21 protein-coding genes are annotated in these 26,342 nt (G+C 71.9%); 9 read left to right on the plus strand and 12 right to left on the minus strand.

Going from position 1 to position 26,342, the window contains the following annotated elements; translation table 11 throughout:
* Positions 1-81 precede the first annotated feature (81 nt).
* From ACIGAN_RS24215 to ACIGAN_RS24240, 6 genes are all read right to left on the minus strand, one after another.
* Positions 82-1,854 (minus strand): IucA/IucC family protein, encoded by a 1,773-nt coding sequence (locus tag ACIGAN_RS24215; protein WP_399860403.1) that lies wholly within the window; start codon positions 1,852-1,854, stop codon positions 82-84.
* Positions 1,851-2,381 carry a GNAT family N-acetyltransferase gene (locus ACIGAN_RS24220; RefSeq protein WP_399860406.1) on the minus strand — a complete coding sequence of 177 codons (531 nt, stop codon included), beginning with the start codon at positions 2,379-2,381 and terminating at the stop codon, positions 1,851-1,853. The genes ACIGAN_RS24215 and ACIGAN_RS24220 overlap by 4 nt, the downstream gene beginning before the upstream one ends.
* Complete coding sequence (locus tag ACIGAN_RS24225) at positions 2,378-3,655, minus strand: lysine N(6)-hydroxylase/L-ornithine N(5)-oxygenase family protein (protein ID WP_399860409.1); 1,278 nt, start codon at positions 3,653-3,655, stop codon at positions 2,378-2,380. The genes ACIGAN_RS24220 and ACIGAN_RS24225 overlap by 4 nt, the downstream gene beginning before the upstream one ends.
* Positions 3,639-5,081, minus strand: a complete 1,443-nt coding sequence (gene desA / locus ACIGAN_RS24230) for a lysine decarboxylase DesA (protein WP_365086078.1) — start codon at positions 5,079-5,081, stop codon at positions 3,639-3,641. The genes ACIGAN_RS24225 and desA overlap by 17 nt, the downstream gene beginning before the upstream one ends.
* A gap of 176 nt (positions 5,082-5,257) precedes the next feature.
* Positions 5,258-6,112 carry a siderophore-interacting protein gene (locus ACIGAN_RS24235; RefSeq protein WP_399860412.1) on the minus strand — a complete coding sequence of 285 codons (855 nt, stop codon included), beginning with the start codon at positions 6,110-6,112 and terminating at the stop codon, positions 5,258-5,260.
* 121 nt (positions 6,113-6,233) lie between these two features.
* Positions 6,234-7,277, minus strand: a complete 1,044-nt coding sequence (locus ACIGAN_RS24240; RefSeq protein ID WP_365740499.1) for an ABC transporter substrate-binding protein — start codon at positions 7,275-7,277, stop codon at positions 6,234-6,236.
* Positions 7,278-7,847: 570 nt separating this feature from the next.
* On the opposite strand from ACIGAN_RS24240, the gene ACIGAN_RS24245 reads away from it, so the two are divergent.
* Positions 7,848-8,159, plus strand: a complete 312-nt coding sequence (locus ACIGAN_RS24245; protein WP_399860414.1) for an Imm53 family immunity protein — start codon at positions 7,848-7,850, stop codon at positions 8,157-8,159.
* A gap of 102 nt (positions 8,160-8,261) precedes the next feature.
* On the opposite strand, the gene ACIGAN_RS24250 is transcribed toward ACIGAN_RS24245, so the two are convergent.
* Genes ACIGAN_RS24250 through ACIGAN_RS24265 form a run of 4 tightly spaced genes read right to left on the minus strand, consistent with a single transcriptional unit; the run spans position 8,262 to position 13,922 of the window.
* Positions 8,262-9,422 carry an acyl-CoA dehydrogenase family protein gene (locus tag ACIGAN_RS24250; RefSeq protein WP_365086069.1) on the minus strand — a complete coding sequence of 387 codons (1,161 nt, stop codon included), beginning with the start codon at positions 9,420-9,422 and terminating at the stop codon, positions 8,262-8,264.
* 5 nt (positions 9,423-9,427) lie between these two features.
* Positions 9,428-10,378, minus strand: a complete 951-nt coding sequence (locus ACIGAN_RS24255; protein WP_399860417.1) for a hydroxymethylglutaryl-CoA lyase — start codon at positions 10,376-10,378, stop codon at positions 9,428-9,430.
* The gene (locus tag ACIGAN_RS24260; protein ID WP_399860418.1) at positions 10,375-12,291 is read right to left on the minus strand and encodes an acetyl/propionyl/methylcrotonyl-CoA carboxylase subunit alpha; all 1,917 of its coding nucleotides are present in this window, start codon (positions 12,289-12,291) and stop codon (positions 10,375-10,377) included. Before ACIGAN_RS24260 ends, ACIGAN_RS24255 begins: the two co-directional genes overlap by 4 nt.
* 14 nt (positions 12,292-12,305) lie before the next feature.
* Positions 12,306-13,922 (minus strand): carboxyl transferase domain-containing protein, encoded by a 1,617-nt coding sequence (locus ACIGAN_RS24265; protein ID WP_365086060.1) that lies wholly within the window; start codon positions 13,920-13,922, stop codon positions 12,306-12,308.
* Between the two features lie 86 nt (positions 13,923-14,008).
* On the opposite strand from ACIGAN_RS24265, the gene ACIGAN_RS24270 reads away from it, so the two are divergent.
* The 3 genes from ACIGAN_RS24270 (at position 14,009) to ACIGAN_RS24280 (ending at position 17,878) form a co-directional block, all read left to right on the plus strand.
* The gene (locus ACIGAN_RS24270; protein WP_365086057.1) at positions 14,009-14,608 is read left to right on the plus strand and encodes an SACE_7040 family transcriptional regulator; all 600 of its coding nucleotides are present in this window, start codon (positions 14,009-14,011) and stop codon (positions 14,606-14,608) included.
* A gap of 1,183 nt (positions 14,609-15,791) precedes the next feature.
* The gene (locus ACIGAN_RS24275; RefSeq protein ID WP_365086054.1) at positions 15,792-16,949 is read left to right on the plus strand and encodes an acyl-CoA dehydrogenase family protein; all 1,158 of its coding nucleotides are present in this window, start codon (positions 15,792-15,794) and stop codon (positions 16,947-16,949) included.
* Between the two features lie 44 nt (positions 16,950-16,993).
* Complete coding sequence (locus ACIGAN_RS24280; RefSeq protein WP_399860422.1) at positions 16,994-17,878, plus strand: acyl-CoA thioesterase; 885 nt, start codon at positions 16,994-16,996, stop codon at positions 17,876-17,878.
* 283 nt (positions 17,879-18,161) lie between these two features.
* Here the strand turns inward: ACIGAN_RS24280 and ACIGAN_RS24285 are convergent, their stop codons facing one another.
* Together ACIGAN_RS24285 and ACIGAN_RS24290 are read right to left on the minus strand one after the other, a co-directional pair.
* The gene (locus tag ACIGAN_RS24285; RefSeq protein WP_365086048.1) at positions 18,162-18,950 is read right to left on the minus strand and encodes a phosphatase; all 789 of its coding nucleotides are present in this window, start codon (positions 18,948-18,950) and stop codon (positions 18,162-18,164) included.
* Between the two features lie 146 nt (positions 18,951-19,096).
* On the minus strand, positions 19,097-20,575 hold the full coding sequence (locus ACIGAN_RS24290; protein WP_399860424.1) for a PucR family transcriptional regulator: 1,479 nt from the start codon (positions 20,573-20,575) through the stop codon (positions 19,097-19,099).
* 132 nt (positions 20,576-20,707) lie between these two features.
* Between ACIGAN_RS24290 and ACIGAN_RS24295 the strand changes: the two genes are divergently transcribed.
* From ACIGAN_RS24295 to ppk2, 5 genes are all read left to right on the plus strand, one after another.
* Positions 20,708-22,165, plus strand: a complete 1,458-nt coding sequence (locus ACIGAN_RS24295; RefSeq protein ID WP_399860427.1) for a sodium:solute symporter — start codon at positions 20,708-20,710, stop codon at positions 22,163-22,165.
* A gap of 56 nt (positions 22,166-22,221) precedes the next feature.
* The gene (gene speB, locus ACIGAN_RS24300; protein ID WP_365740491.1) at positions 22,222-23,202 is read left to right on the plus strand and encodes an agmatinase; all 981 of its coding nucleotides are present in this window, start codon (positions 22,222-22,224) and stop codon (positions 23,200-23,202) included.
* The gene (locus ACIGAN_RS24305; RefSeq protein WP_399860430.1) at positions 23,199-24,884 is read left to right on the plus strand and encodes a thiamine pyrophosphate-binding protein; all 1,686 of its coding nucleotides are present in this window, start codon (positions 23,199-23,201) and stop codon (positions 24,882-24,884) included. Before speB ends, ACIGAN_RS24305 begins: the two co-directional genes overlap by 4 nt.
* A 99-nt stretch (positions 24,885-24,983) precedes the next feature.
* Positions 24,984-25,226: a DUF6411 family protein gene (locus ACIGAN_RS24310; RefSeq protein WP_365740488.1), complete on the plus strand. Its 243-nt coding sequence runs from the start codon at positions 24,984-24,986 to the stop codon at positions 25,224-25,226.
* A gap of 30 nt (positions 25,227-25,256) precedes the next feature.
* Positions 25,257-26,213, plus strand: coding sequence for a polyphosphate kinase 2 (ppk2, locus tag ACIGAN_RS24315; protein ID WP_365086031.1), 957 nt, complete (start codon positions 25,257-25,259; stop codon positions 26,211-26,213).
* Positions 26,214-26,342 lie beyond the last annotated feature (129 nt).

Here is a 26,342-nt window from a genome sequence, read left to right on the forward strand (position 1 = left end):
GCCCCTGGAGGGAGATGTCCCGGCCCCTGAAAAGGACGGGCCCCCGGTGGACCGTACACCGGGGGCCCGTCTGCTTCCGGGTCAGAACTTAGCGATCGGGTTCTTCAGGTTGCCCACCAGCTGGAGGGCGCCCGACGGGTCGGCGAGGTCCACCATCTGCTGGTTGTTGCGCAGTTGCAGGCGGTTCAGGCAGGACAGGGCGAACTCGGGGGCGAACATGTCGTACTGCTCGAACTTGTCGGCCAGTTCGGGCGCCGACTCCTGGTAGGCGCGGGTGACCTCCGCGACCGTGCGCCAGAAGTCGTCCTCCGGCAGGATCCCCTCGGTGGCGAGGTTCGCCGCGAGGAAGCGGAAGAAGCAGTCGAAGACGTCCGTGAAGATCGACAGGAGTTTCTTGTCCTCCGGGACCTCCACGCGCAGCCGCTCGACCGTCGGCGGCAGCACCGCGTCCGGGTCCATGACCGCGATCTCCTCGGCGATGTCCTTGTAGATCGCCCGCTGCACCACCCCGTCCTTCAGCACGAGGATGACGTTCTCGCCGTGCGGCATGAAGACCAGGTCGTAGGCGTAGAAGCTGTGCAGCAGCGGGGTGAAGTACGCCTGGAGGTAGCGGCGCAGCCACTCGGTGGGGGCCAGGCCCGACCGCTCGATCAGCGCGCCCGCGACGGAGGCGCCCTCGTCGTCGACGTGGACCAGCGAGGCCATGGTGGCCAGCTGCTCGCCCTCCTGGAGGGACGGCACCGGGCTCTCCCGCCACAGCGCGGCCAGCATCTTGCGGTACGGCGAGTACCGGTCCGTCGCCTGCTCGTACTCCAGGTGCCGGTAGCCGACGGCCGCGCGCTCGCGGATGATCGACAGGCCCGAGGCCTTCAGCACCGGGTCGCCCTCGATGAGCTGGGCCAGCCAGTCGTTGATCGCCGGCGTGGCCTCCATGTAGGCCGCCGACAGACCGCGCATGAAGCCCATGTTGATGACGGACAGGGCCGTCTTCACGTAGTGCTTCTCGGGGCTCGTCCGGTTGAAGAAGGTCCGGATGGACTGCTGGGCCAGGTACTCGTCGTCGCCCTCGCCCAGGCACACCAGGTGCCTGCGGGCGACCTCGGCGGCGAAGGTGACGGAGAGCTTGTTCCACCACTGCCAGGGGTGGACGGGGATGAGCAGGTAGTCGGCCGGGTCGAGGTCCTGCTCGCGCAGGACGGCGTGGAAGCGCTCGACGGTCTGCGCGCCCAGCTCCTGCCGTACGAAGGACTCGTACTCGATGCCGACGCCGGCCGTGAACGCCGCCCGCGAGCGGTGGGCCGCCAGCCAGACGAGCCGGACCGGGCTCGCCGTCTCCGGGGCGTACGCCAGGTACTCGTGGATGCCGAAGCCGAGCCGCCCGTTGTTGGCCACGAAGCAGGGGTGGCCCTCGGTCATCGACGTCTCGATGGTCTGGAAGTCGGCGCGGGCCAGCTCGGCCGCCGTCGTCCTCGGCTTGGTGAGCTTGTAGCAGGTGCCGGAGAGGGTGGAGGAGATCTCCTCCAGGTAGACCGGCAGGATGCTGTCGCTCAGGCCCAGGGACTGCTGCAGCTCGATGAAGAAGTCCAGCGCGGCGAGCGGGAGTTCGGCGCCGTCCCGGTGGCGGGTGATCGACTCGGCGTCGACCTGCCAGTGGTCCAGGGCGCGGACTGTCGCCGTGAAGGTGTACCGGGTCAGGCCGTCGTCGCTGCGGACGACGTAGGTGCCGTCGGCGGTGGCCTCCGGCGTGATGAGGCGCTCGTGCGCGAACTCGGCGAGCGCCTTGCGGATCAGGAGGCGGTTGGCCCGCGCCCAGCGGTGGGGGGACAGATGCGCTACGGCGTCGGACAGGGTCATACGGCTACTCCTCGGGCGGCCAGGAACTGTGCGCGCGTGCAGAAACTGAGCAGTGCGCGCTTCTCCGGCTTCTGGATCTCGCGCTCGGGTACGAACCCGACGGCCTCGTTCAGCGCGTGGACGGCCTTGTTGTCCACGTCGGGCTCCACGACGACACGCTCCACCGCCGGGTCCTCGAAGAGGTGCTCCATCACGGCGGTGATGACGGACCGGGTGAAGCCGCGCACGGGCGTGTCGGTCGGCGGGGTGAGGAAGTGCATGCCGATGTCGCCCGGCAGCGGCTCGTACAGGCCGACCAGCTCGCGGTGGGCCGGGTCGTACTTCTCCATCAGGAAGGCGGGGACACCGTCCTGCAGGCCGAGTTCGGCGTGGTGGTGCTCGTCGGCCGCGATCTCCATGTAGGCGCGCTCGACGTCCTCCAGTCGCGCGTCCTGCATCATCCAGAACGCGGCCTTGGGGTGGGTGACCCACGCGTGCAGCAGCTCGGCGTCCTTCAGCGGGTCGAGGGGGCGGAACGTGAACGTCATACCGAGAACTCCTGGAACGCGATCGTCTTCTCCACCGGGTAGTACTCGGTGCCGAGCAGCTCGCGGATGATGTACGCGTTCCGGTAGGGGCCCATGCCCAGGTCGGGGCTGGTGATGCTGTGCGTGTGGACACCGGCGTTCTGCAGGAAGATGCCCCGGCCGGTGACGTCGATGGCGTAGTTGCGCGCCACGTCGAAGTTGCCGTGGGAGTCGTAGCGCAGGCGGTCGCGGACCGGCTCGAGGAACTCCGGCTCGGCGTACTTGTAGCCCGTGGCCAGGATCAGGCCCTCGGAGGTCAGCTCGAAGTCCTTCTGCTGCTCCTCCTGCCGGAAGGACAGCGTGTACGTGCCGTTGTCGTACCGTGCCGCCGTGAGCGCGGAGTTGGTGAGCAGCCGCGTCGGGACCGGGCCGCCGAGGTTCTTCTGGTAGAGCAGGTCGAAGATCTCGTTGATCAGGTCGCCGTCGATGCCCTTGAACAGGCCCTTCTGCTCGGCCGTGAGGCGGTAGCGGGTCGCCTCGGGCAGCTCGCGGAAGTAGTCGACGTACTCGGGGGACGTCATCTCCAGCGTGAGCTTGGTGTACTCCAGCGGGAAGAAGCGCGGGGAGCGGGTCACCCAGTTCAGCCGGTAGCCGTGGACGTCGATCTCGCCGAGCAGGTCGTAGTAGATCTCGGCGGCCGACTGGCCCGAGCCGACCAGGGTGATGGAGTCCTTCTTCTGCAGCTCCGCCCTGTGCTGGAGGTAGCGGGAGTTGTGGATGAAGTCGCCGCCCAGGCCCCGGCAGGCCTCGGGGATGTGGGGCGGGGTGCCGGTGCCGAGGACCAGGTGGCGGGCGCGGTAGGTGTCCCCGGCCGTGGTCCGCACCACGTAGACGTCGTCCTCGAAGGTCACCTCCGTCACCGTCGTGCCGAAGCGGATGCTGCTCAGTTTGCCGGCGGCCCAGCGGCAGTAGTCGTCGTACTCGACGCGCAGCGGGTAGAAGTTCTCGCGGATGTAGAACGAGTACAGCCGGCCCTTCTCCTTCAGGTAGTTCAGGAAGGAGTACGGCGACGTCGGGTCGGCGAGGGTGACCAGGTCCGACATGAACGGCGTCTGCAGGTGGGCGCCGTCGAGGAACATCCCCGCGTGCCACTCGAAGTCGGGCTTCGACTCCAGGAAGACGCCGTCGAGTTCGGCGATGGGTTCGGTCAGGCAGGCCAGGCCGAGGTTGAAGGGGCCGAGCCCGATGCCCACGAAGTCGTGGGTGGTGGTCGGGTTGTCAGGACGCGCGGTCAAGGGATTCTCCCAGGTACTGCTCGGCGTGGCCGGCGATCAGGTCGAGGACGGCGGCGATGTCGGACGCCTGCGTCTCGGGGTTGAGCAGGGTGAACTTCAGGTAGTGGCGGCCGCCGACCTTGGTGCCCGCGACGATGGCGTCACCGGAGGCGAACAGGGCCTTGCGGGCGTAGAGGTTGGCGCGGTCGATCTCGGCCGGGTCGGTGACGGCGGCCGGGATGTAGCGGAAGACCAGGGTGGACAGGCTCGGCTCGACGACGACGTCGAAGCGCGGGTCGGCGGCGAGCAGCTTCCAGCCCTCCCGGGCCAGTTCGCACACCTCGTCGAAGAGCTGCCCGATGCCGTCGGCGCCCATGGTGCGCAGCGTCATCCACAGCTTGAGGGCGTCGAAGCGGCGGGTGGTCTGCAGGGACTTGTCCACCTGGTTGGGGATACGTTCCTGCACCATGCGGCGCGGGTTCAGGTACTCGGCGTGGTACGTGGCGTGGCGCAGCGTCGCGGCGTCGCGGACCAGCACGGCCGACGAACTGACCGGCTGGAAGAAGGACTTGTGGTAGTCGACGGTGACCGAGTCGGCGCGCTCGATGCCGTCGATGCGGTCGCGGTGCTTGAGCGAGGCGAGCAGGCCGCAGCCGTAGGCGGCGTCGACGTGCATCCAGGTGCCGTACTGCGCGGCGAGTTCGGCGATCTCGGGCAGCGGGTCGATGGAGCCGAAGTCGGTGGTGCCGGCGGTGGCGACCACGGCCATGGGCACGAGGCCGTCCTGCGCGCAGCGCTCCAGCTCCCGGGCCAGGGCGACGGTCTGCATGCGCTTGTCGTGGTCGACGGGGATCGACACCACGGCGTCCTGGCCGAGCCCGAGGAGCTTGGCGGACTTCTTCACGCTGAAGTGGCTGACCTCGGAGGCGAAGATGCGCAGTTTCGCCAGGTCCTCGGTCTTGGCCTCCTCACGGGCGAGCAGCAGCGCCTGGAGGTTGGACTGGGTGCCGCCGGAGGTGAACACGCCGTCGGCGTTCTCGCCGAGACCGATGCGGGCCGTCGTCCAGTCGATCAGTTTCCGCTCGATGAGCGTGCCGCCGGCCGACTGGTCCCAGGTGTCCAGCGAGGAGTTCACGGCGGACAGCACGGCCTCGCCCAGCACGGCCGGTATGACGACCGGGCAGTTGAGGTGGGCCAGGTAGCGCGGGTGGTGGAAGTAGATCGCGTCCCGGAGGTAGACCTCCTCCAGTTCGTCGAGCACCGCGGTGGTGTCGTGCAGCGGCTGGTCGAGGTCGATCTCGTCGATGCGGGGAGCGAGGGCGTCGACGCTGATGCCGGTGAACGGCCGGTCGGTGGCGGCGATTTTGGCGGCCACCCGCTCGACTCCTTCGGTCACGGAGCGGCGGTACTGCTCCGCGGTGGTGTCGTTGAGCAGGTGCGAGCGCATGTGGGGGTCCTCCGGTGGGGACAGTCCGGTGCGGGACAGGAGCGGGCTGCTCCGCATTCAACTTAGGTAAGCCTAACCTAACTTCGATCACGGGAAACCGGACCCTGCCGTGACCGTGGTCACTCACGTCACTCGGGATGCTTCGGCCGGCAGGGCCCGACGGCCGCGGACACGGCCTAGCCCTCGGCGCGCAGCTGCTCCTCGGTCACGCCACGCCGCCAGTAGCCGACGAACGTGACCCGCCGCCGGTCGATCCCGCGCTCGCGCACGAAGTGGCGGCGCAGCTCCTTCACGCACCCCGACTCACCGGCGATCCAGACGTACGGGCGCTCGGCGGGCGGGAGTTCGGCCGCGCGCAGGGCGTCGAGGGCCAGCGGGGACCCGTCGGCGCCCTCGTGCTCCCGGACGAGCCAGGTGATCTCGGCGTCGGCCTCGGTCACCAGGTCCTGGATGTCCCCGGCGTGCGGGACCTCCAGCCAGACCCGGGCGCGGGTGCCGGCGGGCAGCGACTCGACGATGGCCGAGGCGGCCGGCACGGCGGTCTCGTCGCCCCAGACCACCACGAGGTCGGTGTCCCCGGGCGGCCGGAAGCGGATGGCGCGGTTGTCGGCGACGGCCGGGCCGAGCAGCAGCACCCGGTCCCCGGCGGCGGCCCGCGCGGCCCAGCGGGAGGCGGGGCCGGCCTGGACGTGGGCGTCCGGCTCGATGCCGTGCAGGGCGAAGTCGACGTCGATCTCGTCCGGGTCGCGGCGCAGCGCGCGCAGCGTGTACGACCGCATCACGGCCCGTACGTCGTCCGGCAGTTCGCGCCAGCCCTGCCACCAGCCGTCCCCGAGCTCCAGCGGCACCACCGGCTCGGGCTGGCCCGGGTGCGGCAGGAACAGCGACAGCGACTGGTCGCGGCCGTCGGAGTGGAAGGCGTGCAGATCGGGCCCGGTGAAGGTGACGCGGACCAGGGACGGCCCGAGCCGCCTCGTCCGCGCGACCTGGAGGGAGAAGAAGCGGAACGGAGCGGCTACGGCGGTGGTCATGGCGAGGCTCCTGAGTCGTCGTCAGGGTGTGGGGCGCCCCCTCGGGGGCGCGGGGAGCGGCGCACGGCCGCCCGGGGCCCGCGGGGGCGGACCCCGGGCCCGCCCCCGCGACGCCGAGCGGCTAGCTGACCTTCTTCGCGGTCTCGATGGCCTTGGCGAGGTTCTCCACCAGCGGCACGCACTTGTCGTAGGACAGGATCGGCTCGGCCGAACGCGCGATGACCTGACCGGCCTTGACCGCGGGCAGCTTCTTCCAGGTGGCCTCGGTGATGTCCGCCGGCTGGATGGCGGAGGAGCGGTCGTCCATCATGATGATGTCGGCCTGGTACTTGTCGACGTTCTCCCAGCTCAGGCTCTCGAACCAGCCGCCGCCCTGGGCCTTGGCCTTCTCCGGGGGCTCGACGAAGTTCACGCCGAGGGCCTTGAAGTACTCCAGGTCGATGGAGAGGTTGGTGCCGGAGACGTAGAACAGCTCCTGGCTCGCGGAACCGGCCATCACCTTGATGTCGGGGTGCGCCTTGGCGGCCTTGCGCAGCCGCTCGGAGGCCTCCTCGAAGCGCTTCTTGGCGTCGGTGGCCTTCGCGGACTTCATGTCGCCGCCGAGGGACTCGGCCAGCTCCCACATGCGCTGCAGCGGGGCGGTGATCTGCCGGTCGTAGACGGAGATGCCGACGCTCGGGGCCAGCTTGGCGATCTTGTCCTTGGAGGCCTCGGGGACGTACCACAGGGTGCCGGCGTCGTCGAACATCGTGGAGATCAGCACGTCGGGCGCGAGGGCGGCGTACTTCTCGACGTTGAACTGGTCCCAGGTGTTGCCGAGGATGGTCACCTTGCTGATGTCCATGTCGCCGGCCTGGACGTCGGGCTTGCCGTCCTGGGTCTTGGTGGGGCCGAAGACGCCCTTGACCGAGACGCCGTAGTCGTAGAGGGCGGCGGCGACGCCGGTGAAGGCCACGATGTTCGCGGGCGCCTTGTCGAGCTTGACGGTCTTGCCGCGGTCGTCCTTGAAGGACCACGGGCCGGACTGGGCACCGGCCGTCGATTCCGAGCCGCCGTCCTTGGAGTCCTCGCCGCCGCACGCGGTCACGAGGGCGCCGAGTCCGAGTGCACCACCGGCGGCGAGGAGGCCGCGGCGGGAGAAGCGGGCGGTTCTGGCGTTCGACATGGGTGGGTCTGCTTTCATACGTACGGAGCCACTGCGGGCGCGACGGAGAGCCGCTTGGCTGGAATCAGGCTTAGGTTAGCCTAACCTCAGATCTTGTCCAGGGGGGCCCTGATATCCGTGCCCGAGGGCAGGGGCGGACATGCCGACGGGCGCAGTGATCCGGATCACGGGGTGCCGAGGCTTCTCGGCGGCTCCGTCTAGGAGTTGAGGCCGAGCACCTGTCAAGATCACGGTGTACACCGACGGCACGAAGGGCTCGAAGACGGCCTCAACGCCGCTGATCTGGCGGCTAGAGCGTGGCTGCGGAGCCGCGAGGGGTTCGCGATCTGACCTAATTATGATGCCGGAGGTCCGCACGCTACGTTTGGTCGCTACGGAGGAACGGGGCAGATCAAGAATCCGGCTCCCTTCGAACTGTGATGAGGTTCGACCTCGAAGGGCCCGCGCATGCGAATGCGGACGGCGCCGTAATTGTGGAAACGCCGCACATCAATCTTCCGAATGGGGGTGACGCGCGTGCGCCGGAAGACTGGGAGAAGCCCCTCGGTTGCCCCTGATGAGGGCCGGGGTATGCGTTATATCCAATCCTGGTACGCATCCAACTGCGACGGTGAATGGGAGCATGAGTTCGGCATCAGGATGGCTACAACGGACAACCCCGGGTGGCACATTCAGATTGATGTGAGCGAAACGAAGCTGGAAGGTGTCCTCGTTCCGCGCGAAAGGCGCGATCTCTCCGGCGGAGAATGGATGATCGCCTGGAGTGACGGGAAGGTCTTCCAGGCGGCCTGTAGTCCTCTGGGGCTTCGTGATGTGGATGCCCTTTTCGAGCACGTCGCTGAGGGCGCCGCTACTGGTGAGGCGGAACAGTCGGAGCGCTGAAGTACAAAAGGAAGGGGGCCTTCCCGCACGGAGTGCGGGAAGGCCCCCTTCCCTGTGCTTGGGGGTGGCCTGTACCGAGGTCGGCGCAGGCATCGCTCGGAGTCAGCCCGCCAGGCCCAACTCGCGGGCGATCAGCATGCGTTGGACCTCGCTCGTGCCCTCGCCGATTTCGAGGATCTTGGAGTCGCGCCACATGCGGGCGACCGGGTACTCGTTCATGAAGCCGTAGCCGCCGTGGATCTGGGTGGCGTCGCGGGCGTTGTCGACCGCGACCGTGGAGGAGTGGAGCTTGGCGAGGGCCGCTTCCTTCTTGAAGGGCTCGCCCGCGACCAGGCGGGCCGCCGCGTCGCGCCAGGCGAGGCGGGCCGTGTGGGCCTTCATCTCCATGTCCGCGATCTTGAACTGGATCGCCTGGTTCGCCCCGATCGGCCGGCCGAACGCGTGCCGCTCCTTGGCGTACTTGACGGACTCGTCGACGCAGCCCTGGGCCAGGCCCGTCGCCAGGGCGGCGATCGCGATGCGGCCCTCGTCGAGGATGCGCAGGAACTGGGCGTAGCCGCGGCCCTCCTCGCCCAGGAGGTTCGCCGCCGGGACGCGCACGTCCGTGAAGGACAGCTCGCGGGTGTCCGAGGCGTTCCAGCCGACCTTGGAGTAGGGGGCCGCGACCGAGAATCCGGGGGTGCCCGACGGGACGATGATGGAGGAGATGTGCGGCTTGCCGTCGGGCTTGCGGCCCGTGACCGCCGTGACCGTGACCAGGCCGGTGATGTCCGTACCCGAGTTGGTGATGAAGCACTTCGTGCCGTTGATGACCCACTCGTCCGTCGACTCGTCCAGGCGGGCCGTGGTGCGCGTCGCTCCCGCGTCGCTGCCGCCGTCCGGCTCCGTCAGGCCGAACGCGCCGAGGAGTTCGCCCGAGCAGAGGCGGGGGAGCCACTCCCGCTTCTGATCCTCCGTGCCGTAGAGGAAGATCGGCATCGCGCCGAGGGAGACGCCTGCCTCCAGGGTGATGGCCACCGAGGAGTCGACCCGCGCCAGCTCCTCCAGGGCCACGCCGAGGGCCAGGTAGTCGCCGCCCATCCCGCCGTACTCCTCGGGGAACGGCAGGCCGAACAGGCCCATGCGGCCCATCTCCCGGACGATCTCGTACGGGAACTCGTGCCGCTCGTAGAAGTCGCCGATCTTCGGCGCCACCACCTCGTGGGCGAACTCCTCCACCGTGCGGCGGAGTTCCTCCAGTTCGGGGGAGAGACGGTAGTCCATGGTGATCACTGCTCCTCGGTGCCCTCGTGGGACAGAGCTCGGACGGTGCGGGACGGGCTGGGTCGGCCCAGGTGGGCGGCCATCCACGTGCTCGTGGCGACGAGGCGGCCGAGGTCGATGCCGGTGTCGATGCCGAGGCCCCGCAGCATCCACACGAGGTCTTCGGTGGCGAGGTTGCCCGTCGCCGACTTCGCGTACGGGCAGCCGCCCAGGCCGCCCGCCGAGGCGTCGACCGTCGTCACACCCTGCTGGAGCGCGGCGAGGGTGTTGGCGAGGGCCTGGCCGTAGGTGTCGTGGAAGTGGACGCCGAGGGCGGACGGGGGGATGCCCGCCTCGTCCAGGGCCGCCAGGAGCGCGACCACATGGCCGGGGGTGGCGACGCCGATGGTGTCGCCGAGGCTCAGCTCGTCGCAGCCCATGTCCATCAGGGCCCGGCAGACCCGCACCACCTGCGGGATCGGGACCGGGCCCTCCCAGGGGTCGCCGAAGCACATGGAGAGGTAGCCGCGGACATGGACCGACTCGGTCTTCGCCCGGCTCACCACCGGCTCGAACATGGCCAGGGCCTCGTTTACCGTGCGGTTGAGGTTGGCCTTGGCGAAGGACTCCGTGGCGCTGGCGAAGACCGCGACCCGGCGGGCGCCGAGGGCCAGGGCGCGGTCCAGGCCCCGTTCGTTCGGGACGAGGACCGGCAGCGCCACCGGCAGATCGCCGACGAGCGGGTACAGCCGCTCCGCGTCCGCCAGCTGGGGGACCCACTTGGGGTGGACGAAGCTCGTCGCCTCGATCGTCGTCAGGCCGGCGTCGGCCAGGCGGCGGATGAACTCCGCCTTGACCTCCGTGGGCACCGTCGCCTTCTCGTTCTGCAGGCCGTCGCGCGCGCCCACCTCGTGGATGCGGACGCGAGCGGGCAGGTTCCCGGCCGGGACGGCCATCGGGAGCCCCGGGACTGTCATGGCGCCGCCTCCTCGTTCGGTGCGATGACCGCCAGGACCTGGTCCATGGCGACCGTGGTGCCCGGCGCCACGTCCAGCTCGGCGACCTTGCCGGCGTGCGGCGCGGAGATGACGTGCTCCATCTTCATCGCCTCCACCACCAGCAGGCTCTGACCGGCGCTCACCTCGTCGCCGACGGCGACCTTGACGACCGTCACCGTGCCGGGCATGGGGGCGGTGAGGGAGTCGGCCCCCGCGTGCGCCGACCGGGTGAGGGACGCGGCGACCGGGTCGTGGTCGCGCACGTGCCAGGCGTCGCCGTCGCGGCCGAGCCAGTCGGCCGCGCGGTGGAAGGTGTGCCGGACGCCGTCCAGGGTCACCGCGACCCGGTCGTCGGTGACCGTCGCCGTGCCGCGCGGGGTGTACTCCAGCGGGTCCTGCACCTTCAGGGAGAAGGCGGGTGGCTTGCGGGCACCGCCCAGGCGCCAGCCGCTCGGCACCGAGAACGGGTCCGTCCAGCCGCCCGGCTCGGGCTTCAGGGCCTCCAGACGGACGGCCGCCGCCGCCTCGTAGACCTCCTCGGGCACGTCCGCCGGGACCAGGCTCTCCACCTCGCGCTCGACCAGACCCGTGTCCATGTCGCCGGAGACCACCGCCGGGTGGGCCAGCAGGCGGCGCAGGAAGCCTGCGTTGGTCTGCACGCCGAGCGTGACCGTCTCCGCCAGGGCCGCGCGCAGCTTGCGCAGGGCCGTCGCGCGGTCGGGGCCGTAGGCGATGACCTTGGAGAGCATCGGGTCGTAGAGGCTGCCGACCTCCGTGCCCTCGGTGAGGCCCGAGTCGGTGCGCACGCCCTCTCCCTGGGGCTCGCGCAGCCTGAGCACCGTGCCGCCGGAGGGGAGGAAGCCGCGGGCCGGGTCCTCGGCGCAGATGCGGGCCTCCACGGCGTGCCCGGTCAGGCGTACGTCCTCCTGGGCGAAGGCCAGGGGTTCCCCGGCCGCGACACGCAGCTGCCACTCGACCAGGTCCAGGCCCGTGACCAGCTCCGTGACCGGGTGCTCCACCTGGAGGCGGGTGTTCATCTCCATGAAGTAGTACGACGACGGGTCGGTGCCCGGGACAATGAACTCCACCGTGCCCGCGCCCCGGTAGCCGCAGGAGCGCGCCGCCTGGACCGCCGCCTCGCCCATCGCGGCACGCGTGGCCTCGTCGAGCAGGACGCTCGGCGCCTCCTCGATGATCTTCTGGTGGCGGCGCTGCAGGGAGCACTCGCGCTCGCCCAGGTGGACCACGTTGCCGTGGCCGTCGGCGAGGACCTGGATCTCGATGTGGCGGGGCCGGTCGATCCAGCGCTCCACCAGGAGCGTGTCGTCGCCGAAGGAGGCGCGCGCCTCGCGGCGGGCGGAGGCGATCTCGTCCTCCAGGCGGGTCAGGTCCCGCACCAGGCGCATGCCCTTGCCGCCGCCGCCCGCGCTGGGCTTCAGCAGCACCGGCGCGCCCAGCTCGCGGGCCGCCTCGGCCAGCTCCGGGTCCCGGCCGCCCGGGACGACCGGCACCCCGGCCTCGCGGACCGTCTCCTTGGCGCGGATCTTGTCGCCCATGAGCGCGATCGCGTCCGCCGGAGGGCCGATGAAGACCAGGCCCGCATCGGCGCAGGCGCGCGCGAAGGCCGCGTTCTCCGCGAGGAAGCCGTAGCCCGGGTGGACCGCCTGCGCGCCCGTGCGCGCCGCGGCCTGAAGCAGGCGCTCCGCCGACAGGTAGCTCTCGGAGGCCGGGGCCGGGCCGATCCGCACCGCCGTGTCCGCCTCGCGGACGTGCCGGGCGTCGGCGTCCGCCTCGGAGAAGACGGCCACCGAGCGCACGCCCATCGACCGCAGCGTCCGGATGACGCGTACGGCGATCTCGCCCCGGTTGGCCACCAGCACTGTCTCGAACATCGTCGTCCGTCCCCTCACATCCGGAAGACGCCGAACTGGGGATCACCCAGGGGCGCGTTGGCGCAGGCGGTCAGGGCCAGGCCCAGGACCTGACGGGTGTCCAGCGGGTCGATCACACCGTCGTCCCAGAGGCGGGCCGTCGCGTAGTAGGCGTTGCCCTGGCGCTCGTACTGGGCGCGGATCGGGGCCTTGAAGGCCTCCTCGTCCTGCGCCGGCCAGGACTCGCCGCGGGCCTCCAGCTGGTCCCGCTTGACCGTGGCGAGGACCGAGGCGGCCTGCTCGCCGCCCATGACCGAGATCTTGGCGTTCGGCCACATCCACAGGAAGCGGGGGGAGTAGGCCCGGCCGCACATCGAGTAGTTGCCCGCGCCGTAGGAGCCGCCGACCACGACCGTGAGCTTCGGTACGCGCGTGCACGCCACGGCCGTGACCATCTTGGCGCCGTGCTTGGCGATGCCGCCCGCCTCGTAGTCCTTGCCGACCATGAAGCCCGAGATGTTCTGCAGGAACACCAGCGGGATGCCGCGCTGGTCGCACAGCTCGATGAAGTGGGCGCCCTTCTGGGCGGACTCGGCGAACAGGATGCCGTTGTTGGCGACGATGCCCACCGGGTGGCCGTGGATCCGGGCGAAGCCGGTGACCAGGGTCTGGCCGAACTCGGACTTGAACTCGGCGAAACGGGAGCCGTCGACCACCCGGGCGATGATCTCGCGCACGTCGTACGGCGTGCGCGAGTCGACCGGGACCACGCCGTAAAGGCCGTGCGGGTCGACCTTGGGCTCCGTCGCCTCCGTGACCTCCCAGGGGGGTGTGCCGCGTGCGGGGAGGGTGGAGACGATCGTGCGGACGATGCGCAGGGCGTGGGCGTCGTTCTCCGCGAGGTGGTCCGTGACGCCCGAGACGCGGGAGTGGACCTCGCCGCCGCCGAGCTCCTCCGCCGTGACGACCTCGCCGGTGGCCGCCTTCACCAGGGGCGGGCCGCCGAGGAAGATCGTGCCCTGGTTGCGGACGATCACCGCCTCGTCGCTCATCGCCGGGACGTACGCGCCGCCGGCCGTGCACGAGCCGAGGACCGCGGCGATCTGGGGGATGCCGGCGCCGGACATGCGGGCCTGGTTGTAGAAGATCCGGCCGAAGTGGTCGCGGTCCGGGAAGACCTCGTCCTGCATGGGCAGGAAGGCGCCGCCGGAGTCCACCAGGTAGACGCAGGGCAGGCGGTTGTCGAGGGCGACCTCCTGGGCGCGGAGGTGCTTCTTGACCGTCATCGGGTAGTACGTGCCGCCCTTGACCGTGGCGTCGTTGGCGATGACCACCGTCTCGCGGCCGCTGACCCGGCCGATGCCGGCGATGACGCCCGCGGCCGGGGCCTGGCCGTCGTACATCCCGTCGGCCGCGAGCGGGGCCAGCTCCAGGAAGGGTGAGCCGGGGTCGAGGAGGGTGTCGACGCGGTCGCGGGGGAGCAGCTTGCCGCGCGCGGTGTGGCGGGCGCGGGCCTTCTCGCCGCCGCCCTGAGCGGCCGCGGCCAGCTTGGCGCGCAGCTCGTCCACGAGGGTGCGGTGCGCCTCCTCGTTGGCCCGAAAGGCCTCCGACGCGGGGTCTGCCGCGCTCGTGAGCTCCGGTGCCTCGTGCATCCTGCGGGTCCCCTCACTTGTTAATGAGCGTTAACGCATTTCCTTCAGGTTAACGACCGCTAACCTCGCTGTCTAGAATTGATTTCATGGCCACCAGAACCGACGCCCCCACCCGCCGTGAGCAGATCCTCAAGGAGGCCGCGCGGCTGTTCGCCGAGCGGGGCTTCCACGGGGTCGGAGTCGACGAGATAGGCGCCGCGGTGGGGATCAGCGGGCCCGGGCTGTACCGGCACTTCGCGGGCAAGGACGCGATGCTCGCGGAGCTGCTGGTGGGGATCAGTGGGCAGTTGCTGACCGGGGCGAAGCGGAGGGTGGCCGAGGCGGACGGGGGTGGGGCGGGGGCTGAGGCGGTCCTCGACTCGCTGATCGAGGGGCATATCGACTTCGCGCTCGACGACCGGCCTCTGATCACCCTGCACGACCGGGAGCTGGATCGCCTCCGGGACAGCGACCGGAAGATGGTGCGGCAGCTGCAGCGGCAGTACGTGGAGCTGTGGGTGGGGGTGGTGCGGAGGGTGTACCCGGGGTTGGGGGAGCCGGCCGCGCGGTCGGCCGTGCACTCGGTGTTCGGGTTGCTGAACTCGACGCCGCATCTGGGGAGGGGTGGGTCGTTGCCTGGGCGGGGGGCCACGGCGGAGTTGCTGCACCGGATGGCCCGGGGGGCGTTTGCGGCGGCGGGGGTCTGAGGGGTTCTTCGCCCGCCCGACGCGGTTGGCCGGAGGGCCGGGCTCGTCCCGGGGCTGCGCCCCGGGCGTTGGCGGGGGCTTCGCCCCTGCGCCCCCGGGTTTGCGCACCCGCCCGCCCGGCGCGGTTGGCCGGGAGGGCGGGCTCGCCTCGGGGCTGCGCCCCGGGCGTTGGCGGGGGCTTGTCTCTGCGCCCCGGGTTCGCCCACCCGCCCGCCCGACGCGGTTGGCCGAGAGGCCGGGCCCGTCCCGGGGCTGCGCCCCCGGCCCCGGTTGGGGCTTCGCCCCTCTGCGCCCCCGGATTTCCCCACCCGCCCGCCCGGCGCGGTTGGCCGGGAGGCCGGGCTCGCCTCGGGGCTGCGCCCCGGGCGTTGGCGGGGGCTTCGCCCCTTGCACCTCCGGGAGTGGCGCACCCGCCCGATGCGGTTGGCCGGGAGGCCGGGTTCTCCCGGGGCTGTGCCCCGGATCCCGGCGAGGGCTGCGCCCTGCGCCCTGGGAGTTTGCGCACCCGTCCGCCCGACGCGGTCGGCCGAGAGGTCGGGCTCGCCTCGGGGCTGCGCCCCGGGCGTTGGCGGGGGCTTCGCCCCTGCACCTCCGGGAGTGGCGCACCCGCCCGACGCGGTCGGCCGGGAGGCCGGGCTCGTCCCGGGGGCTGCCCCCGGCCCCGGTGGGGGCTTCGCCCCCCCGCACCCCCCGGTTTGCCCGATGTGGTCGGCCAAGAGGCCGGCCTCGCCTCGGGGCTCCGCCCCGGGGCTCGGTGGGGCTTCACCCCTGCGCCGCCATGGGCTGCGCCCGGCCCCGGCGCTGCGCTCCGCTGTACCTCCGGGCCGCCCGTCTCGCCCGGCCTGCGCTCCGCTGTACCTCTGAGCCCGCCCGTCTCGCAGGCCCTGCGTTCCGCCGTACCTCCGAGCCCCGCTCGTCCTCCCCGGCCCTGCGTCCCGCCGCACCGCCGAGCCCGCCCATCTCCCTCCGACCCTGCGACCCGCCGTACCTCCGGGCCCCGCCCGTCTCGCCCGGCCCTGGGCTCCCGTCGTACGGCCGAACCCCGCCCATCTCCCACCCCCGACCCCCAACCCCGCACCCCACCGTGACGAGCGCCACCCCGTCCTCACCCTGGACGGTCGTTGATACTCGCCGGTATCTTTGGCTGAGCAAGCGCTTAGACAGAGGTCGTGGAGGTGGCGGCGTGCGCCGTACGGTGTTCAACGAGGATCACGAGGCGTTCCGGGAGACCATCCGCGCCTTCATCGAGGCCGAGGTCGTACCCGTGTACGACGAGTGGTTCGCGGCGGGTCAGGCACCCCGTGACTTCTACTACAAGCTCGGTGAGCTGGGCATCTTCGGCATCAACGTGCCGGAGGAGTTCGGCGGCGCCGGCCTGGAGACGCACAAGTTCGAGGCCGTGCTGTACGAGGAGACCGCTCGCGCCGGTGTCCAGTTCGGCGGCTCCGGTGTGCACGTGCTGCTCGCCCTGCCCTACATCAAGATGCTGGCGACGGACGAGCAGAAGAAGCGGTACCTGCCGAAGTTCGTCACCGGCGAGGAGATGTGGGCCATCGCGATGACGGAGCCGGGCACCGGTTCCGACCTTGCGGGCATGAAGTCCACCGCCAAGCTCAGCGAGGACGGCACCCACTACGTCCTCAACGGCGCCAAGACCTTCATCACCGGCGGTGTGCACGCCGACCGGGTCATCGTCTGCGCCCGGACGTCCGCCCCGACCGCCGAGGACCGCCGCCACGGCATCTCCCTGTTCGCCGTCGACACCAAGTCCGAGGGCTACTCCGTCGGCCGCAAGCTCGACAAGCTCGGCCTGAAGACCTCCGACACCGCCGAGCTCGCGTTCGTCGACGTCAAGGTGCCCGTCGAGGACCTCCTCGGCGAGGAGAACAAGGGCTTCTACTACCTCGGCCACAACCTCGCCTCCGAGCGCTGGGGCATCGCCTTCGGCGCCTACGCCCAGGCCAAGGCCGCGGTCCGCTTCGCCAAGCAGTACGTGCAGGAGCGCACGGTCTTCGGCAAGCCGGTCGCCCACTTCCAGAACACCAAGTTCGAGCTGGCCGCCTGCCAGGCCGAGGTGGACGCGGCCGAGGCCGTCGCGGACCGCGCGACCGAGGCGCTGGACGCCGGTGAGCTGACCCCCGCCGAGGCCGCCTCCGCGAAGCTGTTCTGCACCGAGGTCGCCCACCGCGTCATCGACCGCTGCCTCCAACTGCACGGCGGCTACGGCTACATGAACGAGTACCCGATCGCCCGCCTGTACGCGGACAACCGCGTCAACCGCATCTACGGCGGCACCAGCGAGATCATGAAGACGATCATCGCCAAGGACATGGGCCTGTAAGGCCCCCGACACCGGCACGCGCTCACTGGCCGGTACACTACCTCATGAGCCAGGCACTTCAGGACCTCCTCGATCTGCTCGACCTGGAGCAGATCGAGGAGGACATCTTCCGCGGCCGGTCCCGGTCCGCCGTCGTCCCCCGGGTCTTCGGCGGGCAGGTCGCGGCCCAGGCGCTCGTCGCCGCCGGGCGGACCGTCCCCGCGGACCGGCCCGCGCACTCGCTGCACGCGTACTTCCTGCGCCCCGGGGATCCCGGCGCGCCCATCGTCTACACCGTGGACCGGATCCGCGACGGCCGTTCCTTCACCACGCGCCGGGTCGTCGCCGTCCAGCACGGCAAGCCGATCTTCCATCTGTCGGCGTCGTTCCAGGTCCACGAGGACGGGCTGGACCACCAGGCGCCGATGCCCGCCTCGCCCGACCCCGCGACGCTGCCGACCGGTGAGGAGCGGCTGCGCGGCTACGGGCACCTCGACCCCGAGGTCGTCGAGCGGTTCCTGGAGGCCCGGGCCGCCGTCGACCTGCGGTACGTCGACGAGCCGCCCTACGGGCAGTACGGCGAGCCGCGCGAGCCGCACTCGCAGGTGTGGTTCCGCACCAACGGCAAGCTCGACAGCGAGGTCGACGACCCGCTGCTGCACGTCGTCCTCGCCACCTACGTCTCCGACATGACCCTGCTCGACTCCGTGCTGCTCGCGCACGGGCGCGGCGGCTGGGCCGTCGGGGACGTCGTCGGGGCGTCGCTGGACCACGCGATGTGGTTCCACCGGCCGTTCCGCGCCGACGAGTGGCTGCTGTACGACCAGGAGTCCCCGTCCGCGCACGGCGGCCGAGGGCTGGGGCAGGCCCGCATCTACACGCAGGACGGACAGCTGGCCGTCACGGTGATCCAGGAGGGCGTGGTCCGCGTCCCGCGCGACGGAGGCTGACGGCCCGGGCCCGCCGCCCGGCCTCCGCACTCACCGGGCCCGGCCCCGACCGAGCCCCGCATCCGCCCCCGCTTTCGCGCCGACCGGACAGCGGCCTGCGCGGGCCCCGCTACGCGCGGCGGGTACGCCGCCGCCCTCGCCCCGCCTTCGCGCTCACCGGCCGGCCCGGGCCCCACTTCCTCCGGCCCGTGCCCCACTTCCTCCGGCCCGAGCCCCACTTCCTCCGCCCCGGCCCGGCCCCGGCCCGGCCCCAGCCCGGTCCCGGCCCGGCCGAAGCCCCGCCCTAGTCCAGCCCCGCTTCCGCCAGCAGGTACGCCGTCATCGGGTCGTAGTGGCGGGGGCTGACCACGTGGTCGTCCAGGGGGACCGTGACCTGGACGGTGCCCTCCGCCTCCGCGAGGAACAGGGCCGGGTCGTTGCAGTCGGCGTAGCCCACCGCGTCCACGCCGTGCTGTCCGGCGTAGCCGGCCCAGCCGTGGTCGGCGACGACCAGGTCGGGCAGCGGGCGGCCCTCGCGCTCCAGGGCCGTCAGGATCGCCTTCATCGGTTCGCCCGAGTGGGTGTGCCAGAGGGTGGCGCCGTGCTCCAGGACGGCCACGTCCGCGAACTGCATGACGTAGCCCTCCTCCGTCGTCAGGCCGTCCGGGATGACGACGATCTCGCAGCCGGCCGCGCGCAGGGCCGCCGCGGTCGCGCGGTGCACGTCGAGCAGGCCGCCGGGGTGGCCGGTGGCGAAGAGGACCCGCTGCTGCCCGTCCGCCGCCTTGCGCAGCCGCCCGGCCAGCCGCTCCAGCCCGGCCACGGTCAGCTCGGGGTCGATCGTGTCCTGGCCGTACCGGTGCCCGGGGTCGTCGTTCACGCCGACGCGTTCCGCCATCACCGCGAGGACGTCCTGCTCGTCGGTCCAGCGGTCGCCGAGTTCCAGGCCGAGCCAGTAGTGCCGGTCGCCGTTGGCCAGCTTGCGGTAGTGGGAGAGGTTGTTCTCGCGCGGGGTGGCGACGTCGCCCGCGATGCGCGTGGCGACGAGGTGCTCGACGAGTTCGGCGCGGCTGGGTGTCCCGGATATCGGCATGGCATCCATTGTGAGGCAGCCCTGCGGGGGCGCCCCTGGCGTATCGCACCCTGGGACGTGCGTCACGTACTCAGCGGGACCCCCGCTCACGTACTCAGATCATGTCCTCGGATCACGTACTCAGATAGTGTCCTCGGATCACGTACTCAGACGTGCCGCAGCGCGAACCACAGTTCCATGCGGACGTCCGGGTCGTCGAGGTCCGTCTCCAGCATTCGCGCGCAGCGGGCGATGCGCTGGCGGACGGTGTTGCGGTGCACGGACAGCGCGACGGCCGTGCGGTCCCAGCTGCCGTGCAGGGAGAGCCAGGTGCGCAGGGTCTCGGTGAGCGCGGGATGCGCCGCGACGGGGGCCAGCAGGGCCCGGGCGTGGGCCGCCGCCTCCTCGCCCGGCACCAGGTCGGCCAGCGCGGGGCGTGCGCCGTGCCGCACCAGCGGGGCCCGGGTGGCGCGGGCCCGGGCCAGGGCGCGGGCGGCCTGGGCGTCGGCGAGGGGCCAGCCGGCCGGGGCGACGGCGGTGCTGACGCCGAGGGTCCAGCCGGGCAGCGGGGCGGGCTCCCGGCCGGCCGGGACCAGGACGCGGACGACGTCGCCCGCGGGGTCGACCAGGGCGGAGCCGAGGGCGGCTCCCAGCGCGGAGGCGGCGACCGGGTCCGGGGCGCCGTCCGGTTCGGGCCGCCCGTGCACGACCAGCCACCGCCCGCCGCCGAGCAGCCCGGCGACCTCCTCGGGGGAGGCGCCCAGCAGCAGCCGCACCAGCGCGGCGGAACGGGCCGCTCCGGTCCCGCTGTGCTGCTCCCCGGTGAGCAGGGACAGCAGCACGGCGGCGACGGAGGCGATGGTGTGGTCACCGGCCGCCCGGCGCGGGGCGGCGACCCCGAGGACGAAGCCGTGCCCGGCGCCGAGCGCGTAGGAGGCCAGGTGCGTGCCGGCGACGGTGTCCGCGGCGGACGTGGGCGCGGGGCGGCCGGCCCCGTCCGCGGCCGGCCGCACCACCTCGGCAAGCCGGGCGAGCGCCGCACGCGTGGCGTCGTCCGGTTCGCGACCGCCGGCCGCGACCACCGACCCCTCCGGACCGTGCAGTACCGCCCAGCCCCCCAGCCACCGGGCCAGCCCGCGCAGCACGGACGGGACAGGGTCGGGCCGGGACGCGGCCGAGGCGAGGCTCTGCTGGGCCTCGGTCACCCGGCGCAGCTCGGACAGGCGGGCCCGGGACATCAGCTGCCACACCGCGCGGGCCACGCCCGAGAAGGTGGTCTGCGGCGGGACCTCCAGCAGCGGCAGGCCGTGCGCCTCGCAGGCCTCGACCAGCGCCCTCGGCACCGTGTCGTGCACCGGGGCCACCCCGAAGCCGAGGGCGGCGCCGCCCGCCGCGACGATCCGGGACACGTAGTCGTCGAAGTAGGTGCCGGACCCCGCCGCCTCCGGGATGTGCACGCCCGCCGTGAGCAGCAGCTCCCCGCCCAGCAGATACGGGTACGGGTCGGACATCTCCGAGGTGTGCACCCAGTGGACGACGGTGCCGGCGGCGGGCGGTCCCGCGATCTGCGTGAGCGCCAGGTCCTCGCGGGCCAGCAGGGCGGGCAGCTCCACCGGCGGGGTCGGGGGGACGGCAGGCTCCGGCACGGTGTGCGTTCCCTCCATCCACGGCCGCCTCGAATGGATGAAACGTACACTTCGCAGTCGCTTTCCGGCCACCTAGGGTCAGTCCTCGTCCCCCTCGTCCCCGGGCGAGCGAGCGCGTGCGAAGGAGGCCCCATGGCCGTCGACTACCTCGTGATCGTCGTCTATCTGGCCGGGATGCTGGCCATGGGCTGGTGGGGCATGCGCCGCGCCCGGTCCAAGAGCGAGTTCCTGGTGGCCGGCCGGCGGCTCGGCCCGGCCATGTACTCCGGCACCATGGCGGCGATCGTCCTCGGCGGCGCCTCCACCATCGGCGGGGTCGGACTGGGCTACCAGTACGGCCTGTCCGGCGCCTGGATGGTCTTCACCATCGGCCTGGGCCTGCTCGCCCTGTCCGTCTTCTTCTCCGCCCGCATCGCCCGGCTGAAGGTGTACACCGTCTCCGAGATGCTCGACCTGCGCTACGGCGGCGGCCGCGCCGGGGTCATCTCCGGGCTCGTCATGTGGGCCTACACCCTCATGCTCGCGGTGACCTCAACCATCGCCTACGCCACGATCTTCGACGTCCTGTTCGACCTCGACCGCACCCTGGCGATCGTCCTCGGCGGCTCGATCGTCGTCGCGTACTCCACCCTCGGCGGCATGTGGTCGATCACGCTGACCGACATGGTGCAGTTCGTCGTGAAGACCGTCGGCGTGCTGCTCCTGCTGCTGCCCATCGCCGTCGTGAAGGCCGGCGGGTTCGGCGAGATGAGGGCGCAGCTGCCGACCGAGTACTTCGACCCGCTCGGCATCGGCGGCGAGACGATCTTCACGTACGTGCTGATCTACACGTTCGGCATGCTCATCGGGCAGGACATCTGGCAGCGCGTCTTCACCGCCCGCAGCGACCGCACCGCCAAGTGGGGCGGCACCGTCGCCGGCACCTACTGCCTCGCCTACGCACTCGCGGGAGCCGTCATCGGCACCGCCGCCAAGGTGCTGTACCCGAAGCTCGGCAGCCCGGACGACGCCTTCGCCACCATCGTGAAGGACGAACTGCCCGTCGGCGTGCGCGGGTTGGTGCTCGCCGCCGCGCTGGCCGCCGTGATGTCGACCTCCTCCGGCGCGCTGATCGCCTGCGCCACCGTCGCCAACAACGACATCTGGTCGAGGCTGCGGGGGAGGGCCGCCGAGGGGGAACGCGACGAGGTGCGCGGCAACCGGGCCTTCATCCTGCTCATGGGTCTCGCCGTGATCGCCACGGCCATCGCCATCGACAACGTCGTGGAGGCCCTGACCGTCGCCTACAACCTCCTCGTCGGCGGACTGCTCGTGCCGATCCTCGGCGGCCTGGTGTGGAGGCGCGGCACGGTCTACGGCGCGCTCTCCTCCGTGGTGGTCGGCGGCGTCGCGGTCGTGGTGCTGATGGCGACCCACGGCATCCTCGCCAACGAGCCCGTCTACTACGGCCTGCTCGCCTCGCTGGCCGCCTACGTGATCGTCTCCCTGGCCTCGCCGGCCACCGACGCCGCCGTCCTGGCCGCCTGGCGCGAGCGGCTCGCCGGACGGTCCCCCGAACTCGCGTCCGAACCGGTCCCGGCTTCCCAGTAGAGTCATAAGGCAAGCAGTACATACGCGATGAAGCGTAGGAAAGAAGGCATTTCTCCATGAGCAGCACCGAGACTCCCCGCGGGCCCGTCGACTCCTCCCGCGTGCCCCGGTACGCCGGTCCCGCGACCTTCGCCCGGCTGCCCCGGCTGGACGAGGTCGGCCGCGCCGACGTCGCCGTCGTGGGCGTGCCGTTCGACTCCGGTGTCTCGTACCGGCCGGGTGCCCGCTTCGGCGGCAACGCGATCCGCGAGGCGTCCCGGCTGCTGCGCCCGTACAACCCGGCGCAGGACGCCTCCCCGTTCGCCCTCGCGCAGGTCGCGGACGGCGGCGACATCGCCGTGAACCCGTTCAACATCAACGAGGCCGTGGAGACCGTCGAAGCCGCCGCGGACGACCTGCTCGGCACGGGCGCCCGGCTGATGACCCTCGGCGGCGACCACACCATCGCGCTGCCCCTGCTGCGCTCGGTCGCGAAGAAGCACGGCCCCGTCGCCCTGCTGCACTTCGACGCCCACCTGGACACCTGGGACACCTACTTCGGCGCCGAGTATACGCACGGCACCCCGTTCCGCCGCGCCGTCGAGGAGGGCATCCTCGACACCTCCGCGCTCTCCCACGTCGGCACCCGCGGCCCGCTCTACGGCAAGCAGGACCTCACCGACGACGAGAAGATGGGCTTCGGCATCGTCACCTCGGCGGACGTCTACCGGCGCGGCGCCGACGAGGTCGCCGACCAGCTCCGCCAGCGCATCGGCGACCGGCCGCTGTACATCTCCATCGACATCGACTGCCTCGACCCCGCCCACGCCCCCGGCACCGGCACGCCCGAGGCCGGCGGCATGACCTCGCGCGAGCTGCTGGAGATCCTGCGCGGCCTCGCGTCCTGCAACCTGGTCTCGGCGGACGTCGTCGAGGTGGCCCCCGCGTACGATCACGCGGAGATCACATCGGTGGCCGCGTCCCACACGGCGTACGAACTGACCACGATCATGTCCCGCCAGATCGCCGCGGCCCGGAAGGACTCGGAAGCCAAGTGACCCACGACCACGACCTGGTGCTCCGCCCGACGCCCGCCCAGACGGAGGCCGCCCTCAACCCTCCCGGCGGCCGCAACGGCGGAGACCTGGTCGTGGAGACCCTGGCCGCCCTGGGCGCGACGACCGTCTTCGGCCTGCCCGGCCAGCACGCCCTCGGCATGTTCGACGCGCTGCGCCGCTCCGGCCTGCGCTACGTCGGCCTGCGCGTGGAGAACAACGCCGGGTTCGCGGCCGACGCCTACGGCCGGATCACCGGCGAGGCCGCGCCGCTGCTGCTGTCGACCGGGCCGGGCGCGCTGACGTCCCTGCCCGCGCTGCAGGAGGCGGCGGCCGCGTCCGCGCCCGTGCTGGCGATCAGCAGCCAGGTCCCGACGGCGGGCCTCGGCGGCGGCCGCCACGGCTACCTGCACGAACTGCCCGACCAGGCGGCCTCGTTCCGGGGGGTGGTCAAGTCCGTGCACACCGTGCGCACCCAGTCGCAGATCCCCTCCGCGATCGAGGCGGCCTGGAAGTCGGCGCTGACCGCCCCGCACGGGCCGGTGTGGGTGGAGATCCCGCAGGACGTGCTGCTCGCGCGGACGGCGATACCCGTGGTGACGGGCGGCGACGCCTTCCCGGAGGAGCTGCCGCCGCGCCCCGAACTCACCGCCGTCGCCGCCGACCTGCTGTCGAACGCGGCCCGCCCGGCGATCATCGCGGGCGGGGGAGTGGTCCGCGCGGACGCCTCCGGCAAGCTGCGGCAGCTGGCCGAGGCGCTGCGCGCGCCGGTCGTCACGACCCCCGGCGGCAAGGGCGCGTTCCCCTGGAACCACCCGCTCTCGCTCCAGTCCTGGATCGAGGACCGGCACACCACCGACTTCCTGGAGGACGCCGACGTCCTGCTGGTCGTCGGCTCGGGGCTCGGCGAACTCTCCTCGAACTACCACACGTTCCAGCCGCGCGGCCGGATGATCCAGATCGAGGCCGACCTCGGCAAGCTGGAGTCCAACCACCCGGCCCTCGGCATCCACGCGGACGCCCGCCTGGCGCTGCAGGCCCTGCTGGAGACGGTCACGCCCCGCGAGGACCCGTCGGCGGCGGACCGCGTCCGGGCCGTGCTCGCCAAGGTCTCCGACCGCATCGCCGCCCAGGACCTCACCCTGGAGCAGGACGTGCTGGCGTCCGTGCGCCGGGCCCTGCCCGCCGACTCCCCCTCCTTCTGGGACATGACCATCCTGGCCTACTGGGCCTGGTCGGCCTTCGACGCCAAGGGCCCCAACCAGCTGCACTCCGCCCAGGGCGCCGGCGGCCTCGGCTACGCCTTCCCGGCCGCCCTCGGCGCAGCGGTGGCCGACCCCACCCGCCCGGTGCTGGCCGTCTCCGGGGACGGCGGCGCCCTGTACTCGATCGCCGAGCTGGCGACGGCCCGCCAGTACGACCTGGACGTCACCTGGCTGATCGTCGACGACGGCGGCTACGGCATCCTGCGCGAGTACATGACCGACGCGTTCGGCGAGGCCACCGCGACCGAACTGACCCGGCCCGACTACGTGGCCCTGGCCGAGTCCTTCGGCGTACCGGGGGTGCGCACCTCCCCGGAGCACCTGGAGCAGGACCTCGCGAAGGCGCTGCGCACACCCGGGCCCGCGGTGGTCCTGCTCCCGGCCGTGCTGCGGATGTTCGCGCCGACGCATCTGGGCTGAGGCGCGGCCGGACCGGCCGGGCGGAGTTTCCCGCTCCTCACATGGGAGAGCCGGGACGGGGCACCTGTGTATCCGCCGACCAGTGAAGGGGAGCACATCATGGTGATCGCCGCCGTCATAGGCGTCTGTGTCGTCCTGGCCGTCCTGGCCTTCCTCGTCCCCCGCCTCTCCCGCCGTCCCGAACGCGGCACGCAGCGCACGCTCGGTGCCGGCGCCCGGGCCGGCGGCAAGGCGCCCGGCCCCCTGGGCCGGCTCTTCAGCAAGCCCTTCCACACCAGCTCGCGCGCGGTCGGCCGCAGCGGCTCGGCGGGTCGCCGCACCCGCGGCCGCCTGCCCTTCTGACCGGCGCACCGGCACAGCGGGAGCAAGGACATGAACGCCGAAGACGCCGACAAGCTGCTGGACGGGCTCACCGTCGACGACAGCAGACGCGAACAGCCGATCGTCCTGGACGCCGACGGACGTCCCACCCGCACCTGGCGCGAGAACTACCCGTACGACCGCAAGGTGAGCCGCAAGGAGTACGAGCGCACCAAGCGCATCCTGCAGATCGAGCTGCTCAAGCTGCAGCGGTGGGTCAAGGACACCGGCGCGCGCCTGGTCGTGGTGTGCGAGGGACGCGACGCGGCGGGCAAGGGCGGCACGATCCAGCGGTTCACCGAGCGGCTCAACCCGCGCGGCGCCCGCGTGGTCGCCCTGGACAAGCCCACCGAGCGCGAGACGGGCCAGTGGTACTTCCAGCGGTACATCGCGCACCTGCCCACGGCCGGGGAGATCGTCTTCTTCGACCGCTCCTGGTACAACCGGGCCGGCGTGGAGCGGGTGATGGGCTTCTGCTCCAAGGACGAGTACGAGCTGTTCCTCGACCAGTGCCCGGCCTTCGAGCGGATGCTGGTCGAGGACGGCATCCTGCTGGTGAAGTTCTGGTTCTCCGTCTCCCGCTCGGAGCAGCGCACCCGGTTCGCGATACGGCAGGTCGACCCGGTGCGCCAGTGGAAGCTCTCCCCGACCGACGTGGCCTCGCTGGACCTGTGGGACGACTACACCGAGGCGAAGGTCGACATGTTCCGCGCCACGGACACCGCGCACGCCCCGTGGACCGTCGTCAAGAGCAACGACAAGCGGCGCGCCCGGCTGGAGACGATGCGCAGTCTGCTGTCGCGCATCGACTACGCCAACAAGGACCGTGAGGCGGTCGGCACCCCCGACCCGCTCATCGTCGGGGCCGCCGACACCCTCCTGGAGCCCGGTGAGGAAGACAGCAAGCTGTCACCCACCCCGCTGTCCGCCGGCGCCGAGGGCCCCGGACGGCACCCGGAGCCGGACTGACGCCGCGCACGTGCCGGGGGGGGGGGGCGGGGGGGGGCGGGGCGGGGGGCGGGCGGGGGGGGGGGGGGCCCCGCCCCCCCCGGGGGGGGGGGGCGGGCGGGGGGGGGGGCCCCCCCCCCCCCCCGCCCT

Origin of the sequence: Streptomyces sp. NPDC085931 (assembly GCF_044540565.1) — a bacterium.
In the GTDB taxonomy this organism is placed as follows: Bacteria; Actinomycetota; Actinomycetes; order Streptomycetales; family Streptomycetaceae; genus Streptomyces.

Excerpts from the sequence above, each read along its gene's own strand:
- ACIGAN_RS24265 (WP_365086060.1), bottom strand. The coding sequence starts at position 13,922 with ATGCACGAGGCACCGGAGCTCACGAGCGCGGCAGACCCCGCGTCGGAG.
- ACIGAN_RS24270 (WP_365086057.1), top strand. The coding sequence starts at position 14,009 with ATGGCCACCAGAACCGACGCCCCCACCCGCCGTGAGCAGATCCTCAAG.
- ppk2 (WP_365086031.1), top strand. The coding sequence starts at position 25,257 with ATGAACGCCGAAGACGCCGACAAGCTGCTGGACGGGCTCACCGTCGAC.
- ACIGAN_RS24240 (WP_365740499.1), bottom strand. The coding sequence starts at position 7,277 with ATGTCGAACGCCAGAACCGCCCGCTTCTCCCGCCGCGGCCTCCTCGCC.
- desA (WP_365086078.1), bottom strand. The coding sequence starts at position 5,081 with ATGCGCTCGCACCTGCTCAACGACACCACCGCGGAGCAGTACCGCCGC.
- ACIGAN_RS24255 (WP_399860417.1), bottom strand. The coding sequence starts at position 10,378 with ATGACAGTCCCGGGGCTCCCGATGGCCGTCCCGGCCGGGAACCTGCCC.
- ACIGAN_RS24280 (WP_399860422.1), top strand. The coding sequence starts at position 16,994 with ATGAGCCAGGCACTTCAGGACCTCCTCGATCTGCTCGACCTGGAGCAG.
- ACIGAN_RS24260 (WP_399860418.1), bottom strand. The coding sequence starts at position 12,291 with ATGTTCGAGACAGTGCTGGTGGCCAACCGGGGCGAGATCGCCGTACGC.
- ACIGAN_RS24245 (WP_399860414.1), top strand. The coding sequence starts at position 7,848 with ATGCGTTATATCCAATCCTGGTACGCATCCAACTGCGACGGTGAATGG.
- ACIGAN_RS24310 (WP_365740488.1), top strand. The coding sequence starts at position 24,984 with ATGGTGATCGCCGCCGTCATAGGCGTCTGTGTCGTCCTGGCCGTCCTG.
- ACIGAN_RS24235 (WP_399860412.1), bottom strand. The coding sequence starts at position 6,112 with ATGACCACCGCCGTAGCCGCTCCGTTCCGCTTCTTCTCCCTCCAGGTC.
- ACIGAN_RS24295 (WP_399860427.1), top strand. The coding sequence starts at position 20,708 with ATGGCCGTCGACTACCTCGTGATCGTCGTCTATCTGGCCGGGATGCTG.
- speB (WP_365740491.1), top strand. The coding sequence starts at position 22,222 with ATGAGCAGCACCGAGACTCCCCGCGGGCCCGTCGACTCCTCCCGCGTG.
- ACIGAN_RS24285 (WP_365086048.1), bottom strand. The coding sequence starts at position 18,950 with ATGCCGATATCCGGGACACCCAGCCGCGCCGAACTCGTCGAGCACCTC.
- ACIGAN_RS24250 (WP_365086069.1), bottom strand. The coding sequence starts at position 9,422 with ATGGACTACCGTCTCTCCCCCGAACTGGAGGAACTCCGCCGCACGGTG.
- ACIGAN_RS24220 (WP_399860406.1), bottom strand. The coding sequence starts at position 2,381 with ATGACGTTCACGTTCCGCCCCCTCGACCCGCTGAAGGACGCCGAGCTG.
- ACIGAN_RS24215 (WP_399860403.1), bottom strand. The coding sequence starts at position 1,854 with ATGACCCTGTCCGACGCCGTAGCGCATCTGTCCCCCCACCGCTGGGCG.